Genomic DNA, 16,790 nt, shown 5'->3' on the forward strand with positions numbered 1-16,790 from the left:
CAATGGGCCGCCGCGCACACGCCAAAAGCCTGCACCTCTGGATGAACGGGTTGCCCGTCGGCACATGGGAGACAACCCGGGACGGCGAGAAACTCACTTACTTCGAAGACTGGATAGCAGACGAGCAGGGACGTCCCCTGTCGCTCTCGCTGCCTTTTACACCCGGCAACCAGCCCTTTCGCGGGAAGGTCGTCTCGGACTATTTTGACAACCTGCTGCCCGATAGCAGGGCTATCCGCGAGCGCATCGCGGGGCGCTACAAAACTGGCGGCACCTCCCCTTTCGAGCTGCTGGCCAGGCTTGGCCGGGACTGCGTAGGCGCTGTCCAGATGCTGCCTCCGGATGAAACCCCTGCGGATCTCCAGCAGATCAGCGGGCGCCCCCTCAACGAGGCGGAAATCGCGCGGCTACTGCGGGAAACAACAGCACCGCCCGCGTTAGGCCAGCATGAGCCCATCGACGACCTGCGCCTGTCCATCGCCGGCGCGCAGGAAAAGACCGCGCTTCTGTGGCACGACGACCAGTGGGCGATTCCGGAAGGCAGTACCCCGACCACGCATATCCTGAAGCTCCCTCTTGGGCTCGTCGGAAACATGCGCGCCGACATGCGCACGTCGGTGGAAAACGAGTGGCTGTGCTCGAAGATCGTCGCCGCTTATGGTTTGCCCATCGCCAATTGCGACATCGCAACCTTCGAGGACCAGAAAGTACTCGTCGTCGAGCGATTCGATCGCAGGTATGCGAGCGACGGCTCATGGATTCTGCGGCTTCCCCAGGAGGATATGTGCCAGGCGACCGGCACGTCGGCAGCGGAGAAATATGAGGCAGATGGCGGGCCCGGCATCCAGAAGGTCATGGAAGTTCTGGCTGGCTCGGAGCGGTCGGCGATCGATCAGCGCCATTTCTTCATGACGCAGATCGTCTTCTGGATGCTCGCAGCCACCGACGGGCACGCAAAGAATTTCAGCATCGCCCACCTGAAGTCCAACCGCTATGAGGCCACGCCGATCTATGACGTTCTCTCCGCGCGCCCAATCATTGGAAACGGACCAAACCTGCTTTCCGCACGCCGGGTGAAGCTGGCAATGGCGGTACGGGGCAACAACGCTCACTATCTGATCAATGACATCCGGCGACGCCACTGGATTGCGCAAGGGCAACGAGTCACCCTAGCCCCGGCTGATGTCGAGGAGATGATCACCACCCTAACGGACATGACAGAGGCTGTCGTCGCGAAAGTTGGCGCGCGATTGCCGGCCGAATTTCCAGACGATGTGTCGGACAGAATCTTTGAGGGCCTGCGACAACAAAGCTCGAAGCTTGCCGGCTAGTAGAAAGCGTTCCGTTCTCGCACGCGCTCTCCCTCAATGCTTCCCATACACGGAGAGATACTCCGCCAGTCCCGTCCACTGCGGCGAGCTCAGCAATTGCGGATGATCCCTTGCCACCTGCAGCGCGACATTATGAAAAGCCTGCGTCGTATCCGACACGCCCGCTTGCACCGGGCCGTTGAACGCGGCCGCCGTGGTCTGTATCGGCGCGCCCGCCAGCGCAGGCGGAGGTTGAACCACGGGCTGACTATTCAACGCGCTCGCCAGTGGATCGAGCTGCGCATTGCGAGTGCTGACAGCCGCGGAATACTGCTTCTGCGAGTCGAACTTCTCCGCAAGCATCTGCAGCACCGCAGTGTGGTCGAGTTTTCCCGAGAACACGCCTCCCGGCGTGACATACGGTGACACCAGAAAAGCCGGCACGCGCAGGCCGGTGGTCTTGAAAGAATATCCCGCGATGTCGGCCGCAATGTCCAAGGGCGCCACATGATCGAAGAATCCGCCGTGCTCGTCGTACGTCACGATCAACAGCGTCTCTTTCCATCGGGTCGGATTCGAAATCAAGGTCCGGTAAATATCGGCAATGAACGCCTGACCTCCCGCCATTCCCGTTGGACAATGATCGTCGTTAGCAGTGTGATGAGGACCGTCGGTATATTCCGGTTCGATGAAGATCACTTTCGGCAGAATGCTGTTGCCCTGCCAGTCACGGGAAAACCTCGAATACCGCCGGAAGTTGCCGCCGGCATCGTTGAGCGGCAGGGTCAAGGACAGCAGGATTTCCGGTAGCCACTCCTTCATCAGGCTGAAGAACGGAAAGAAGCTTCCCGACTGATAGACACACCAGGGTATGCCGCGCTGACGGAGCCAATCGTAGGCAAGTGGCTGATCGGGCAGAAAGCTCATACCTTGCACGTTGTCGCTGATCAGACTGGTCCCCGCCATCGCCATCAGGCGATTCGCCTGAGTCCCCGAGGGCAATGGAGCAAACCAGTTGTCGCACACCGTGAAGTGCTTCGCGAGAAAGTCGAAGGTAGGCACGGTGCGAGCGTCGTAATAACCCATCACGTCGGCCAGATTCGACGCTGCCGGCTTGCGGGTCGCGTAGCTCTGCACGAATCCGCCGAGTTCCGGGCATCCGCCCGGCGCACACGGCGTGTTGATCTGCGTGGCGATCGGGGCGCGGTCGTGAGGCGGATCCGAAATGGCAGGGCCGGCCGGATCTAATGCATGGATGGGATATTGCTTGCCGTTGTATACGTTGATGAAGTTCGCCTGCCACGCCGGATCTGCGGAAAGGCCGTTGACCTGGCCGCCGTTCAGGCTCAGATAGCCGAGGGCATGATCGAAGGAACGGTTTTCCATCATGACGATCACGATGGTGTCAATCTGGTCCAGAGCGGTCATTGGAGCTCCTTGCGCAACCGGTATTCACCGCAAACCGATTCGGTATCGGACAAGGTAGACGAAAACCATGGCTTTCGCGTCTCAGGTAATTCCCTGAGTTCACGCCGGGCAGGCGGATATCTCGTTCGAAGTAGAGGTGAACAGCGTCGGCATTTTCACCGGCAAAATGACGACGCCTTCGCAGTCGATCTTCAGAGTGGTCCAGGCATCACGACCTTATGGTGCGGGAATGAACACCGTGCGCGTCGCGCTGCTCGCGTTTTCCCAATGCGAGCTTAACGCCGCGAGCGGGATGGCTTGGGTTGCGACCCGCAATCCGGCGGGCACGGCGGCATTGAATACGGCGTTCATCGTCTCGAGCAGACGTGCGAAAGGAATACTGCCGATACCGCTGCCCATCAGCGTGATGGCCGCTGAACGGAGCACCGCGCCTGGCAACGGGATATCCGCGCCGCTCACCGAACCGATCTGAACGAAGCGCACCGGATAGTCGTCCGGTGAAGCCTTCGCTGCCGCGATAAGCAGCGACTGCGCGCTGGCGCCCCAGAGATAATCGAGCACCACGTCCACGCCGTTGCGGAAGGTGTTTTCGAATGCGCGCGTGAGACCGCTCTCGTCCTGCGCCAGGGAGATCGTGCTATCGGCACCGGCAAGCGCCAGCGATTCGAGCGCTGCGGCATTGCGGCCCGTTGCGATGACGCGCCCTGCTCCGAGATGCTTCGCGATCCGCACAGCCAGTCGCCCCGACGTACCCGTTGCTCCGTTGATGAACACCGTCTCACCGGCCACGAAGCGCGCCCGTTCGATGAGCGCCGCCCACGATGACATGCCAGGAATCGCGATGGCGGCCGCGGTGACATCGTCGAGCGCGTCGGGCAACGCGATGCAATGCGTGGCCGACACGAGACTGTGCTCGGCCATGGCGCCGAACGGCGCTTGCGGCTTGAAGAAGTAGACACGCTGTCCGTCTTCCAGGCGCCCGGTACCGTCGACGCCCGCAACGAACGGATAGCTCCCCGTCGACGAATAGTGCGAACCCTCTGCCCTCGCCCGCGTCACGTGACTCAGGGCGGACGCCGTCACGTCGACGACACATTGGCCGGGCGCTGCAACGGGCACTTCGAAATCGGCATACACGGGCGCTTGGCCCGCTGCCTTTACGACTGCTGCTTTCATGGTGGCTCCTTGTTGTGTGGTTGCCGCGAGGCGTCGCTCAGTGCGCGTGGACCCAATCGCGCAGCGCGACATCGCGAATGTCGAGCACGTCGAACAAGCCGAGCGCGCGCAGCGCCGGCAGTGCGTCGAGCATGTCGGCCTCGGCTTCGGCGCGTGCCTGTTCACTGGCTTGCGGATCGGTCCAGACCCGCGTTGGCGAGGAAAGCGCCTACCGTGCCCTTGCGGATCGTCGCGCCGCGCATTTCGATTCGATCGGCGAAATCGGGGAGAACCTGTTCGGCTCGCATGTCATTGCCCTCCAGTCATTGAAAGAATGGAATCGAGTGTAGGCGTGCACACGCGGCTGGACTCCGGTATAAAGGCCATTCAATACGGTGTTCCAGCCATGCCGAAGCAATTAATCCGACCGGATCTCGTCACATCGCCCGAAGGGCCGTTCCTCGCCGCGGCGGAATTGACGCAGAGCGAGGCGCGCGCGACGTCGTCGCATAGTCACGCGCGCGGACAACTCATGGGCGCGTTGAGCGGGCTTGTATCGGTCGGGCTCGATAAGCGCCATTGGGTCGTGCCGGCCACTCACGCGATCTGGATTCCGCCGCATTGCGTCCACTCGGTTCGCTCGTATGGTCCGTTCTCAGGGTGGAGTGTTTTCATTACCGAGCACCGCTGCGCGCAGTTGCCGCGTGAGCCGCGCGCGATCAAAACCACGCCTTTGTTGCGCGAAGCGGTGAGGCGCGTCGCGACATGGCCGGGGGTGGAACTCGATCAGGGGCAGACGCGGATTGCAGAGGTGATCGTCGACGAGTTGATAGCGTCGAAAGAGGAATCGCTCGATTTGCCGCGCCCGGAAGACCCGAGGCTGGTGCGGATCACGGACGCGCTCGTCAGCGATCTGTCCGATAACCGGCGTCTGGAAGAATGGGCGACGTGGGCCGGTCTTGCGCCGCGCACGCTGAGTCGTCGCTTCGTGAGCGAGACAGGCATGTCGTTCGCGCAATGGCGTCAACAGGCGCGCTTGCTGCGCGCGCTTGAACTCGTCGCGGATGGCGTACCCGTAACGACGATCGCGCTCGAATTGGGTTACGACAACGTCAGCGCGTTTATCGATATGTTTCGCAGAGCAATGGGAACGACGCCGGGCCGATATCTCGCGGCGGACACGCAGGAGTCGCGCGTCGCGCCGGCCTGATCTTCAAACACGACTCCAACGAGTTGACGGTGCAGCACACACTTGCAAGCCCTCTCAAGGTGTGCAGTTCGAGCCCAACCTCACCTTGCGCTTATCCATCTGCAAACGGTTGCCGCTCAGTTTGACCTTGCCGGAAAACGAATCGCTTTTCCACTGGATCTTGCAAGTCGACGCATCGATCGCATAGACCACCTGCTCGCTGCCGGAATACGTGGAGACGAGAAGCTGCTTGCCGTTCGAATAAAGCGGCCGCTCGACGATGCTGACGTTCGGGTCCACGGAGCACGGCGCGGCACCCGCATGGCTTAGCGTGAGCGGACCGAGCCAGGCCGTCGGACTCTCCGTGCCGTCGCTCTGACCCAGATCGATGGACAGGTCGCCCACGCTGAGCTTGCCCGTGCCGGGATTCACCTCGTTGTAATGACACGATTGCGCGATGGCAACCGGAGCCGCAATCAACAGACCGGCAACGGCCATGACCGCTCGCGTGATATGACTCTGCTTCATGGCTTGATAGCGTAATACTGGACGTTCGCGAGATCCGCATGCGACCAGGAAAAGTTAATGGCGGTGTTTTTCCGGCCGACGCCGCCATATCGGCCCCAACACGCGAGCGGATAAGGTTTCGATTGGCCCGGCATGACAATCACCACATGGCCGTGATGCGTCGCCTTCAATCCGGCAACCACCAGATAGCCGAGTCCCGCATAAGCGACGGCCTTATCGGCATCCGAACCGAGTTGAGTCCACGGGGCGCGGCCGATCGTGTCGATAATGCTGTTCGCATCACCCGTCAACGTGATATCGAGGTCCGCCGCGACGGCCTTCAGGAAGCCGCTGCAATCGGCTTTCCATCGCGCCCAGTGGTTCTCGCACAGAGTTTTGATATTTTGTCCGCCAGCCATTATCGTGATCCGTTTTCCACGCGACGTTGTCAGTTTTTCTCCGGCCGCAAAAAAGCCGCGACGTAAGCGTTCGGATTATAACGAGGCTTACAGAAATGTAAATGAATGAATCGCATAATGCGGTGCGGATTTAAAATGATGCATTCATTCTGAATACAATTGTGTTCCGCGCAATCGCAGCTCACCAATAGAGCACTGCTTCATCTAACCAATTAGCGCTATGAAATTTCTATGGCCGCGTGAGTGGACTTCGAGAAGAACGCGATCCGCCATTTGACCTCGGCACTTCTTCCTCGCTCCGCAGTACGAAAACGCGCCAGCACATGCCGGCGGCCGTCCAAACAACCGATATCCCGCTCGCCGTGCGCACCGCCTCTTGTTATAATTCTTTCACCAAATCGAACAAAACATAACGCCCTTCCTCACTGCGCGACAGGAGCTCCATGCTGAAACCCGACCGCCTCCGCGCCCTTGCCGAAGCACTGGGCAGGCAAAACGTGATGCGCCTGCGCGACGCCGCCGGCCTGCTGGGCGTTTCGGAAATGACTGTCCGGCGCGACATCGCCGGCAGTCCCGAGCGATTCACGTATCTCGGCGGCTACATCGTCAGCGCGACCGACGTCCCCAATAACGCCGGCTATTCACTCGAAGAAGAGAAAGACCACTTCGCGCAGGCCAAGGCCGAGGCATCGGCGATCGCGGCGGGACTCATCGGCAACAACGAGACGCTGTTCATCGACTGCGGCACGACGCTCACCACGCTGGCCAGGCTGATTCCGGTCGAGCGGCATGTCACGGTGGTGTGCTATTCGCTGAACGTCGCGGAGATTCTGCGGCGCAAACCCAATGTGCGGATGATCCTGCTGGGCGGCGTCTATGTCCCTTCGTCCGATTCGTTCGCCGGCGAAGAGAGCCTGGAGATGTTGCGCCGCATGGGCATCAACAAGGCGTTCATTTCAGCCGGCGGCGTGGACGCGGCGCGCGGCGTGACGTGCTGGAATTTTCATGAGGTCGCGCTGAAACAGGCCGCCATGGCGAGCGCGGTCGAGCGGCATCTGGTGGTGGACCAGAGCAAGTTCGGCGTGGTGAAAGCCGTGCGTTTCTCGCAAGTGGACGACTTCGACTCCATCATCACCGAGAAAGGCCAGGAGCATCGCAAGCGCCGCTAGGCGCGCTTGCTCGCCTCTGCATTTGCGGCCCCCGCTCGCAACACGGAGGCCGCGGTTCAGTCCTCAGTTCTTGCGCTGCAAAGCGAACAGCGTCCCGGCGACCAGAATGAACGCGCCGATAATCACCTTCTGCCAGGTGCTCGGCACGCCCACCAGAATCAGCACGCTATTGATCAGCGTGACCAGCACCACGCCGAGCAACGTGCCGGCCACCGTCCCCGTGCCGCCCGTAATGCGCGCACCGCCCAGAATCACAGCGGCGATCACGTCGAGTTCGGTGCCCACCAGATCGAACGGATTGGCGAGCCGGTTGTTCGACACGTGCAGAATGCCCGCGATACCGGCCAGCATGCCGGTATAGCCGAACACGAACAGATGGATCGCGCGCAGGCTGTAGCCGAGCCGCTCGGCAATCGCGAGACTGCCGCCCATCGCATAGACGCCGCGTCCCATCATCGTGCGATTCAGCAGCCACCACGTGACCACCGCGGCCGCCACCAACGCGACAACCGATACCGGCAGCACGGCGCGCAGGCCGTCAGCGGTGTGATAGAAAAACAGCGGAATGCGGCCGAAATGATCCATGCTGTGCGGAATGTTCATGAAGAACGTCGTGCCGATGAAGGTCAGCAGCAGCCCGCGATACAGATACTGTGTGCCGATCGTGACGATCAGCGAAGGCGCCTTCAGCCGATGCACCAGCAACCCGTTCACAATGCCGAGCACGACGCCGCCGAGCGCGCCCGTGATCAGGATCAGCGCGAACGGCGCATCCGGCCACCAGGCGAAGACGGCCTTGGTGATGCCGTACATGGTCAGCGCGGCAATCGCAGTAAACGACACATCGATCCCGCCGGAGGCCAGCACCACGAGCGTGCCCAGCGCGAACAGCGACATCGTGGTCGCGGAATGCAACAGGTCGAACAGCGTCGCCAACTGGAAGAAGCGCGGATTGATCGCGCCGACAATCAGGCACGTCACCACGATCAATGCCAGGGTGAACCACTCGGGATTGCGCGCGAGCTTGGCCCGCAAGCTCGGCGGCTTGACCTCGGGGGCGACTTCGACGACGGTCGGGGTGGTCATGGTCTGGTTCAGGCGCGAATCGATGCGCGAGTTCATAAATGGGGACGTCCTTTATGCGGCTTCCGAAAGCAGCGCGTGATACAGATCGGCTTCGCTCAACGTGTCGGCCTGATATTCGCTGGCCACACGGCCTTTTTTCATCATCAGGATGCGGTCGCAGTTCTGCAGCAGTTCGGGCAAATCGTCGCTGATCAGAATGATGCCGATGCCGCGTTGCGACAGGCGCTGCATGATGCGGTAAATGATGTCCTTCGAGCCGACGTCGACGCCGACCGTCGGTCCATGCAGAATCAGCACGCGTGGGTCGATGGCGAGCCAGCGGCCGATCAGCACGCGCTGCTGGTTGCCGCCCGACAGCGATTGCACCGGCTTGTCGACACCCGGCGTGGCGATCTGCAAATCCTTTACGGTCTGCTCCGCGAGCGCCTGCGCGCGTGCGCGGTCGATCTGGCCGAACCGGTCGCGCAGGCTGGAGATCATTGCGGTGATCACGTTGTCGCGAATCGGCTTGTCGAGAAAAAGCCCTTCGTTCAGGCGGTCTTCCGGCACATAGCCAATGCGATGATTCTTCGCGTCCGAGGGCGTGCGCAGTGAAACCGTCTTGCCGTCGAGCGTCACGTGCCCGGATTGCGCCGGCGCGACACCCGCGAGCGCGCGTGCGAGTTCGTTGCGCCCCGAGTCGAGCAGGCCGGTAATGCCGAGAATCTCGCCACCGTGCAGCGCAAACGACACATCGCTGAACTGGCCCGCGCGCGTATAGCCTCGCACCTCAAGCACGACGTTGGACTCGTGTGCGCCTTCGCGATAGCGCTCATTCGACAGATGCCGCCCTGTCATCAATTCGCTGATCTGCGCCTTGGTGAATTGCGCGATCGGTCCTTGCGCCATTTTCTGCCCATCGCGCAGCACGATTACTTCGCCGCCGATCGCATAGCATTCGTCGAGCTTGTGGCTCACGAACAGCACGGTAACGCCCTGCGCGCGCAGATTGGCGAGCACGGCAATCAGATTGTCCACTTCCTTTTGCGTGAGCGACGTGGTGGGCTCGTCCATGATCACGAACTTCGCCTCGCTGGCGATCGCACGGGCAATCGCCACCAGTTGCCGCGTGGCGAGCGGCAATTGCTCGATCAGCGTGGCCTGAAACTCCGCGTTGCCGGGCAGGCCGACTGCTTCGAGTGCGCGCGCGGCCGTGCGGGCCAGCTCGCGCCGGTCGAAGGTGCGGACCAGCTTGCCTTGATGGGTGGCGAGTTCAGACGTAAGCGCGACGTTTTCGGCCACGTTCATGTTGGGCAGCAGCGAGAGGTCCTGATACACGGTCTCGATGCCGGCGGCGAGCGATTCGAGCGCGGAGAGCCGCGCATGCCGCACGCCTTCGATCACGAGTTCGCCTTCATCGGGTGGCTGCGCGCCGGAAATGATCTTGATGAGCGTGCTCTTGCCGCAACCGTTTTCGCCGAGCAGGTGATAGATTTGCCCGCGCTCGAACGACAGACTCACGCCGCGCAACGCATGCACGCCGGTGAAACGCTTGTGCACGCCGACAACCTGCAGAAACGGCTGCGACACTTCAGACTGCGGTAACTTAGGTGAGGTTGCTTCTTGATTCATTGTAGCGAGTCACAGGTTGAGGCGTCCCCTTGCGAGGACGCCATGACACATGAAACAAAAACCGGAAGCCGCAAAGTTCAGAACGGATACTGCTTGTAGTTCGACTTGTCGACGTTCACCCAGCCCTGCCCGCGCACGATGATGCCCTTGCCCGGACCTTTAGCGACCGTCACCTTCGTGTAGCCCGGAATGCCGAGGTCGGCGCCGTTTTCAACCGTCTTGCCGTCCACCAGCATTTGCGCGACCTTGTTCATCGCGATGCCCGCGAGCTTCGGATCCCAGAACGCGATGCCGTTGATCGCGCCGCTTTCGAGGAACTTGCCGGCTTCCGTCGGCAGACCCGTGCCGTAGACGCAGATCTTGCCCTGCATGCCGGCCTCTTCCACCGCGCGGCCAATGCCGATCACGTCGAGCGACGACGAACCCTGGAAGCCCTTCAGGTCCGGATGCTTGCGCAGCACTTCCTTCGCGACTTCATAGGCGCGCTCGCCGTCGTTGTTGGTTTCGAGCTTCGGCTCGACCAGGTTCATCTTCGGATACTTGGCCTTGGCGTTGCCGATACCGCCGTCCGCCCATTGCACCTGCGAGCGGCTGCCGAGCGAGCCGACCAGCACGGCCCACTTGCCGTCGTCGTGCATGCACGAGGCGAGCCGCTCGTTGAGGCCGGCGCCGTAGGCGGTGTTGTCGAACGCCTCGATGTCGACCATCGTGTTCTTAGCGTTGTCCGCTTCATGCGTGACCACCTTGATGCCGCGGTCCATCGCCTTCTTCAGCGCGGGTTCGAGCGTCGGCGGATCATAGGGCACCACGGCAATGGCCGTCACCTTCTTGGCGATCAGATCTTCGATGATCTTCAGTTGCTGCGCCGCGTCCGCGCGGCCGGGCCCGGTCTGATACGCGTTGATGTTGGGGTTGTCCTTGGCGAACTGCTTGACGCCGTCGTCCATGCGGTTGAACCAGTTGATGCCGGTCACCTTGACGACCGTGACGATCGTTTCGTTCGTGGCAGCCTGCGCCGCGGCGATCACGCCTACCGTCAGCGCCCCTGCCGCAAGCGCGGCACCCAGTCGAGTCAATTTCATGCGATGTCTCCTTTATCGTTCGATGTCGCCCACTTCACCGTCACGGACAGCCTGGGCTCGCTGTCCGCCGCGTACTGAAACTTCATGTAACGCCGCTAACTTTTTGGCGTTGAACTCGCTGAACTCACCGCATTCGAAGCGCCCGTCCCGCCGCCGAAGCCGAAGATCGCGCGCACCCGTTCGCCGCCCGCAAACGCCAGCGACAGCAGCAATAGAAAACCCCACGCGCAGTCGCCGAAAAACTGCGACACGCCCATCAGATTGAACAGGCTGGAGAGAAACTGCAGCACCGTCGCGGCGAAGAACACGCAGATGATGCGGCCATGACCGCCGGCAGGATTCACCCCGCCCATCACCGCGATCAGGATCGCGATCAGCAGATAGGAGTTGCCGTAGTCCCATTTCGCGCTGGACGTATGCGTTGCGCTGATCAGCCCGGCCAGCGACGCGAGCACGCCGCACATCGCGTACGTCGTGATCAGCATGCGAGCGCGCGGAATGCCGGCATAGAAGGCCGCTTTCGGATTGGTGCCCATCAGATAGAGACGCAAGCCGAATGGACTGCGCTTGAGCAGCCACCCCAGCACGATCACCGCCGCGATAAAGATGCAGAATGCGATCGGCACCTGAAACACCGTACCGTTGCCGATATTCGACAACGGGTCCACGTAATCGACATGCACCGAGGCGCCATTGCTGAGCACCACCGCAAAGCCGGTGAACAGCAGTTGTGTGCCGAGCGTGCAGAGAATCGGCGTGAGTCTGAGGCGGGCGATCACCACGCCATTCAACAGGCCGCCAACCAAACCCATCGCGACCACGATCACGCAGAACAGCGACGTATATAGCGCGGGTGAATCGTCGCCATTGACGAAGCGCGGCACGACCAGCGCGGCCACCATGCCGGACAGGTTCGCGAGCCCGACGCCGGACAGATCGATGCCGCCGTTGCCCGACACCATTGAGAGCATGATGCCGAGCGCGAGCAGGCCGAGTTCGGGCAACTGGCCGCCCATCGACTGCAGATTGTCGATGTCGACGAATTGGCCTCGCGAGAGCCACGTCGCGACCAGCACGACCAGCACGTTGACGATCAGCAGGAAATTCAGTTGCCGGTCGCCGAACAGTTTTCCAGCGGTGAACGCAGACTTCATGGTAACGACACGCTCCTTCGGGCTTCGCAAACGGTCAGTTCAGGATGGCTGGGATACGCCGGCCGGCTGGTTCAGCACTTGATTCACTTCGGCGAGCGTCGGCATGGAAGGCGCCGTGCCTGGACGCGTCACGGAAATACCGGCGAGTGCGCAACCGAAACGCAATGCGGTGATCGCGTCGTCGCCACGTGCGAGCGCTGCCGCGAAGCCGCCCGTGAAGCCGTCGCCGGCGCCGGCGGTTTCCACCACGCGGCCGCAGCGATACGCGGGCACGAGGTGCGATTGAGTCGCCGAGTGCAACAGCGCACCGCCCTCGCCCAGCGTGATGATTGCCGTGCCGACGCCTTTGGCGAGCAAGACGTCGGCGGCGCGGCGGGCGTCGTCGGCGTTCGCGATCGGCACGCCGGTCAATGCGGTCGCTTCGGTTTCATTCGGGGTGATGTAGTCGCACAGCGGGAAGATGGCGTCGTCGAGCGGCATGGCGGGCGCCGGATTGAACACGGTGATCACACCGTGCTTGCGCGCTACTTCGAGCCCGCGCCGCGCGGCTTCGAGCGGCTGTTCGAGTTGCGTGACGAACACGCGGGCCGACGCGATGTCGGCTTCGATTGCATCGACGTCGGCGGCTTCCATCGTACCGGCCGCGCCGGATGCGACGATGATCGCGTTCATGCCGGTGTTGTCGTCGACGAAAATATGCGCCGCGCCCGTCGAGACACCGTCGATCACCGACGCGCGCGCCATGATGCCCTCTGCGGCCCAGGTGGCGCGCGCGATGGAGCCGAACGCGTCGTTGCCGATGCGGGTGCAGAACACCACGTCCGCGCCGACCCGCGCGGCCGCGACCGCCTGATTCGAGCCCTTGCCGCCCGGCCCCATGGCGAACGCCGTGCCCGCGATCGTTTCACCGATCTGCGGCATACGTCCGGCGCGAAACGTCAGATCGGTCACATAGATGCCGAGAATGACGACGCGCCCCTTTCCGGTTGCTTGCGAAGGCGTGTTCATGCGGGCGCCCCTTGCGGCAATCCAGCCTGATTCAAGAGGCTTCGGGTCGATGCTTCACATGCGCACAACACCAATATATGCAGCAACAAATCCAGATTCTTCAGCACGTTGTCTCCTCCATTTTCTGGTTGGCGTGCGTGTCTTTACTTCAAGACGTTCGGTACGTTTGGCGGATCAACCAGTCAATCTCCGTACGGTATCCAGATGTTCTTCACCTGCACCGCCTGGCGCAGGAACGGCCGGCCTTCGCTCGCACGGTCGAACCAGTCGAACTGGCGACCGTAATCGACAAACGTTCGCTTCAGGTTGCCGACCGATTCGCGCTCGACCAGCGTCGAATCCGCCGCGCTGCCGAAGCACCAGACCGCGTCGACGTCGTCGTGTTTGACGAGCGCGGGCAGCAACGCGCCGCGTTCACCCGTCACGATGTTCAGCACACCGCCGGGCACGTCGGACGTCTCGGCTACCTGATAGAAGTCGGTGACCGTGAGCGGCGACGCCTCGCTCGGCAGCACCACCACGCGATTGCCCATCGCCAGCGCGGGCGCCGCCAGCGAAACGAAGCCGAGCAACGGCGCTTCGTCCGGACAGGCGATGCCGATCACGCCGAGCGGCTCATTCATGGCCAGCGCGACGCCGCGCAACGGCGGCGTATGCACGGCGCCATCGAACTTGTCGGCCCACGCCGCGTACGTGAAAAGACGCTGCACGGAGGCATCCACTTCGGCACGCGCCGCGGCCTCCGTCACACCGTTTCGCACGACGAGCTGGCGCACGAATTCGCCAGCGCGCACGGCGAGGTTTTCCGCCAGATAGAACAGCACTTGCGCGCGGTTATGCGTGCTCGCCTGCGACCATTTCTGCGCCGCGCGCGCGGCTTCCACCGCGTTGCGGATGTCCTTGCGATTGCCCGCGGCCACTTCACCAACGGGCGTGCCGTCCGGCGCATGCACCGGCAGCGAATAGCCGCTGTCAGGACGCGCCTGCTTGCCGCCGATAAACAGTTTCGCGGTGCGATCGATCGAGGTGACGTTCGACAACGGGTCGAGCGTCTCCGCGTTGCGCGCGGGGGCCGGCGCCAAACGGCGCTCCGCAAGCTTGAGCCACGCCCGCGGTTTCAGATATTCGTAGATGCCCTCACGCCCGCCTTCGCGGCCATAGCCCGATTCGCGATAGCCGCCGAAGCCGACCGCCGCGTCGAACAGATTCGTCGCGTTGATCCAGACGACGCCGCTGGCGAGGCGCGGTGCAACGTCGAGCGCACGGCCGATGGTTTCGCTCCACACGCTCGCGGCGAGTCCATAACGCGAGTTGTTGGCGAGCGCGATCGCTTCGTCGGGCGTGCGGAAGCTCATCGTCACCAGCACCGGGCCGAAGATTTCTTCCTGTGCGAGCGTGGAAGCTGGCGCTACACCAGTCACGAGCGTCGGCGGAAAAAAGCAGCCGCCGGAAGGCATGGTCGTATCGGGCGACTGCCAGACCGAGCAACCTTCACGCCGGCCGGTTTCCACCAGCGACTGAATACGTTCGAGTTGCACCGGATCGACAATCGCCCCGAGATCGATGCTTTTGTCGAGCGACGTGCCCACGCGCAGCGTCTCCATGCGCCGTTTCAGTTTGGCGATGAAACGCGCTTCAATGCCTTCCTGCACCAGCAGCCGCGAGCCCGCGCAGCAGACCTGCCCCTGGTTGAACCAGATTGCGTCGACGACGCCTTCGACTGCGCCGTCCAGATCAGCGTCGTCGAACACGATGAAGGGCGACTTGCCGCCGAGTTCGAGCGTGAGCGACTTGCCGGAACCCGCCGTGGCCGAACGGATCAGCCGGCCCACTTCCGTCGAGCCGGTAAAGGCGATCTTGTCGACTTGCGGATGCTCGACCAATGCCGCGCCAGTGCGTCCGTCGCCCGTGACGACGTTTAGCACGCCGGCCGGCAAGCCTGCGCGATGCGCGAGTTCCGCGAACAGCAACGCGGTGAGCGGCGTGTACTCAGCCGGCTTCAACACGACGCAGTTGCCCGTGGCAATGGCTGGCGCGATCTTCCACGCGAGCATCAACAGCGGGAAATTCCACGGCACGATCTGACCGACCACGCCGAGCGGCGCGTAATCCGCGAACTCGCTCTCCTGCAACTGCGCCCACCCCGCGTGGTGCAGGAAGTGACGCGCGACGAGCGGCACGTCGATATCGCGCGTTTCGCGGATCGGCTTGCCGTTGTCGAGCGCTTCGAGCACCGCGAACAGCCGGCTATGACGCTGCACCATGCGGGCCAGCGCGTACAGATGCCGTGCCCGTCCGGCGCCGCCCAACGCGAGCCAGCCCGGCTGCGCGGCGCGCGCGGCGGCTACGGCGGCGTCGATATCGGCCGCGTCGCCTTGGGCGACCTGGGCGAGTTGCTCGCCGGTCGCGGGCGCGTTCGACGCGAAGCGCTCACCCGCCGCCGGCGCATGCCACGCGCCGCCGATGAAATGCCCGAAGCCATCCTCATGCTGCGCCAGCCAGGCGCGCGCGGGTTGATCGTCCTCGGGTGCGGGACCGTACTCCATCGATGAAAAATACTCGGCTACGCTCATGGGATCGGTCTTCTGTTCAGGCTACGGGGTGACGGTTGAAAGCGGAGTAACGGCCGCTCACGTAATGTTCGAGCTGGCGTTCGATATCGGCCAGCAGGCTCGACGCGCCGATCCGGAACAGCTCCGGTTCGAGCCACGCACGGCCGAGTTCTTCTTTCATCAGGATCTGATACGACAGCACCGACTTCGCAGTCGATACGCCGCCCGCCGGTTTGAAGCCGATCAGCACGCCGGTGCGTTCCTGGTATTCGCGGATCATGCGCACCATCACGAGCGAGACATCGAGCGTCGCGTTGACGCCTTCCTTGCCCGTGGACGTCTTGATGAAGTCGGCGCCGGCCATCATGCAGACCATCGACGCGCGCGCCACGTTCGAGAGCGTGCGGATATCGCCGGTGGCGAGAATGGTTTTCAGATGCGCCGGGCCGCAGGCCGCGCGGAAGTCGCGCACTTCGTCGTACAGTGCCTGCCAGTTGCCGGTGAGCACATATTCACGCGTGACGACAATGTCGATCTCCTGTGCGCCGTCCGCGACCGACGCCTCGATCTCTTTGAGCTTCAACGGATGCGGAATCAAGCCCGCAGGAAACCCCGTGGAGACCGCGGCAACCGGAATGCCGCTGCCGTGCAGCGCATCGACCGCCGCCGCGACGAAGCGGTGATACACGCACACCGCGCCCGTCGTGATGCCTTGCGGCGCGATGCCGAGCGCTTCGAGCAGATCGGCGCGCACCGGTTGCCGCGCCTTCGCGCAGAGCCGCCGCACGCGGCCTTCGGTGTCGTCGCCGTTGAGCGTGGTGAGGTCGATGCAGGTGACGGCTTTGAGCAGCCAGGCCGCCTGCGCATCTTTCTTGACGCTGCGGCGCGTGCCGAGTGTGGCGGTGCGCCGTTCAACCGCCGACTGATTGACGCGCAAGCCGTCGAGCCAGGAGGCGTCGAACGGCATGCCGGGATTGCGCTCGGGATGAACGATCGGTGTGCCGCGCAGCGCGACGACCGATGAAGACTGCAATGGGGCTTCTGGCATAAGACATCCGAAAATATGATGCGACGCACAACAGCCGCCGACAATTTGTTCGCACTTATGCTACAACGATTG

The 16,790-nt window shown here is 62.7% G+C and carries 14 protein-coding genes and 1 pseudogene; 3 read left to right on the top strand and 12 right to left on the bottom strand.

The genetic code is table 11. The features are described 5' to 3' along the window. The first annotated feature begins 2 nt into the window (after positions 1-2). The gene (locus tag B0G73_RS03535; RefSeq protein ID WP_106277958.1) at positions 3-1,331 is read left to right on the top strand and encodes a type II toxin-antitoxin system HipA family toxin; all 1,329 of its coding nucleotides are present in this window, start codon (positions 3-5) and stop codon (positions 1,329-1,331) included. A 33-nt stretch (positions 1,332-1,364) separates the two neighbouring features. Here B0G73_RS03535 and B0G73_RS03540 read toward each other — a convergent pair whose 3' ends face one another. The 3 genes and pseudogenes from B0G73_RS03540 to B0G73_RS03550 form a co-directional block, all read right to left on the bottom strand. Beyond that, on the bottom strand, positions 1,365-2,738 hold the full coding sequence (locus tag B0G73_RS03540) for an alkaline phosphatase family protein (protein WP_106277960.1): 1,374 nt from the start codon (positions 2,736-2,738) through the stop codon (positions 1,365-1,367). A gap of 216 nt (positions 2,739-2,954) precedes the next feature. Further along, positions 2,955-3,914 (bottom strand): zinc-binding alcohol dehydrogenase family protein, encoded by a 960-nt coding sequence (locus B0G73_RS03545; protein ID WP_106277962.1) that lies wholly within the window; start codon positions 3,912-3,914, stop codon positions 2,955-2,957. A 37-nt stretch (positions 3,915-3,951) separates the two neighbouring features. Next, positions 3,952-4,201: pseudogene (locus B0G73_RS03550) on the bottom strand (hypothetical protein). Positions 4,202-4,299: 98 nt separating this feature from the next. On the opposite strand from B0G73_RS03550, the gene B0G73_RS03555 reads away from it, so the two are divergent. After that, a complete protein-coding gene (locus tag B0G73_RS03555; RefSeq protein ID WP_106277964.1) occupies positions 4,300-5,103 on the top strand; it encodes a helix-turn-helix domain-containing protein in 804 nt (267 codons plus the stop codon). A 54-nt stretch (positions 5,104-5,157) separates the two neighbouring features. On the opposite strand, the gene B0G73_RS03560 is transcribed toward B0G73_RS03555, so the two are convergent. Together B0G73_RS03560 and B0G73_RS03565 are read right to left on the bottom strand one after the other, a co-directional pair. After that, positions 5,158-5,610 (bottom strand): hypothetical protein, encoded by a 453-nt coding sequence (locus B0G73_RS03560; RefSeq protein WP_106277965.1) that lies wholly within the window; start codon positions 5,608-5,610, stop codon positions 5,158-5,160. Then, a complete protein-coding gene (locus B0G73_RS03565; protein ID WP_219907268.1) occupies positions 5,607-6,008 on the bottom strand; it encodes a hypothetical protein in 402 nt (133 codons plus the stop codon). Before B0G73_RS03565 ends, B0G73_RS03560 begins: the two co-directional genes overlap by 4 nt. A 443-nt stretch (positions 6,009-6,451) precedes the next feature. Here B0G73_RS03565 and B0G73_RS03570 point away from each other — a divergent pair, with 443 nt between their 5' ends. Next, entirely contained in the window at positions 6,452-7,177 is a 726-nt protein-coding gene (locus tag B0G73_RS03570; RefSeq protein ID WP_106277967.1) for a DeoR/GlpR family DNA-binding transcription regulator, read from the top strand. Between the two features lie 63 nt (positions 7,178-7,240). Here B0G73_RS03570 and B0G73_RS03575 read toward each other — a convergent pair whose 3' ends face one another. The 7 genes from B0G73_RS03575 to deoC all read right to left on the bottom strand — a co-directional run bounded on the left by B0G73_RS03575 (position 7,241) and on the right by deoC (position 16,718). After that, the gene (locus B0G73_RS03575; protein WP_106277968.1) at positions 7,241-8,299 is read right to left on the bottom strand and encodes an ABC transporter permease; all 1,059 of its coding nucleotides are present in this window, start codon (positions 8,297-8,299) and stop codon (positions 7,241-7,243) included. Between the two features lie 15 nt (positions 8,300-8,314). Beyond that, complete coding sequence (locus B0G73_RS03580; RefSeq protein WP_106277970.1) at positions 8,315-9,874, bottom strand: sugar ABC transporter ATP-binding protein; 1,560 nt, start codon at positions 9,872-9,874, stop codon at positions 8,315-8,317. 77 nt (positions 9,875-9,951) lie between these two features. After that, positions 9,952-10,956 (bottom strand): autoinducer 2 ABC transporter substrate-binding protein, encoded by a 1,005-nt coding sequence (locus B0G73_RS03585; protein WP_012427059.1) that lies wholly within the window; start codon positions 10,954-10,956, stop codon positions 9,952-9,954. Between the two features lie 95 nt (positions 10,957-11,051). After that, the gene (locus B0G73_RS03590; RefSeq protein WP_106277972.1) at positions 11,052-12,110 is read right to left on the bottom strand and encodes an ABC transporter permease; all 1,059 of its coding nucleotides are present in this window, start codon (positions 12,108-12,110) and stop codon (positions 11,052-11,054) included. Between the two features lie 39 nt (positions 12,111-12,149). Further along, positions 12,150-13,118, bottom strand: a complete 969-nt coding sequence (gene rbsK / locus B0G73_RS03595; RefSeq protein ID WP_106277973.1) for a ribokinase — start codon at positions 13,116-13,118, stop codon at positions 12,150-12,152. Between the two features lie 182 nt (positions 13,119-13,300). Continuing rightward, the gene (locus B0G73_RS03600; protein ID WP_106277975.1) at positions 13,301-15,691 is read right to left on the bottom strand and encodes an aldehyde dehydrogenase family protein; all 2,391 of its coding nucleotides are present in this window, start codon (positions 15,689-15,691) and stop codon (positions 13,301-13,303) included. 16 nt (positions 15,692-15,707) lie between these two features. Then, entirely contained in the window at positions 15,708-16,718 is a 1,011-nt protein-coding gene (deoC, locus tag B0G73_RS03605) for a deoxyribose-phosphate aldolase (protein WP_106277976.1), read from the bottom strand. Positions 16,719-16,790 lie beyond the last annotated feature (72 nt).

The organism is Paraburkholderia sp. BL25I1N1 (genome assembly GCF_003002025.1).
In the GTDB taxonomy this organism is placed as follows: Bacteria; Pseudomonadota; Gammaproteobacteria; order Burkholderiales; family Burkholderiaceae; genus Paraburkholderia.

What these genes read in the sequence shown, in the direction of transcription:
- B0G73_RS03535 (WP_106277958.1), top strand. Translation starts at nt 3, where the DNA reads ATGGGCCGCCGCGCACACGCCAAAAGCCTGCACCTCTGGATGAACGGG.
- B0G73_RS03540 (WP_106277960.1), bottom strand. Translation starts at nt 2,738, where the DNA reads ATGACCGCTCTGGACCAGATTGACACCATCGTGATCGTCATGATGGAA.
- B0G73_RS03545 (WP_106277962.1), bottom strand. Translation starts at nt 3,914, where the DNA reads ATGAAAGCAGCAGTCGTAAAGGCAGCGGGCCAAGCGCCCGTGTATGCC.
- B0G73_RS03555 (WP_106277964.1), top strand. Translation starts at nt 4,300, where the DNA reads ATGCCGAAGCAATTAATCCGACCGGATCTCGTCACATCGCCCGAAGGG.
- B0G73_RS03560 (WP_106277965.1), bottom strand. Translation starts at nt 5,610, where the DNA reads ATGAAGCAGAGTCATATCACGCGAGCGGTCATGGCCGTTGCCGGTCTG.
- B0G73_RS03565 (WP_219907268.1), bottom strand. Translation starts at nt 6,008, where the DNA reads ATGGCTGGCGGACAAAATATCAAAACTCTGTGCGAGAACCACTGGGCG.
- B0G73_RS03570 (WP_106277967.1), top strand. Translation starts at nt 6,452, where the DNA reads ATGCTGAAACCCGACCGCCTCCGCGCCCTTGCCGAAGCACTGGGCAGG.
- B0G73_RS03575 (WP_106277968.1), bottom strand. Translation starts at nt 8,299, where the DNA reads ATGAACTCGCGCATCGATTCGCGCCTGAACCAGACCATGACCACCCCG.
- B0G73_RS03580 (WP_106277970.1), bottom strand. Translation starts at nt 9,874, where the DNA reads ATGAATCAAGAAGCAACCTCACCTAAGTTACCGCAGTCTGAAGTGTCG.
- B0G73_RS03585 (WP_012427059.1), bottom strand. Translation starts at nt 10,956, where the DNA reads ATGAAATTGACTCGACTGGGTGCCGCGCTTGCGGCAGGGGCGCTGACG.
- B0G73_RS03590 (WP_106277972.1), bottom strand. Translation starts at nt 12,110, where the DNA reads ATGAAGTCTGCGTTCACCGCTGGAAAACTGTTCGGCGACCGGCAACTG.
- rbsK (WP_106277973.1), bottom strand. Translation starts at nt 13,118, where the DNA reads ATGAACACGCCTTCGCAAGCAACCGGAAAGGGGCGCGTCGTCATTCTC.
- B0G73_RS03600 (WP_106277975.1), bottom strand. Translation starts at nt 15,691, where the DNA reads ATGAGCGTAGCCGAGTATTTTTCATCGATGGAGTACGGTCCCGCACCC.
- deoC (WP_106277976.1), bottom strand. Translation starts at nt 16,718, where the DNA reads ATGCCAGAAGCCCCATTGCAGTCTTCATCGGTCGTCGCGCTGCGCGGC.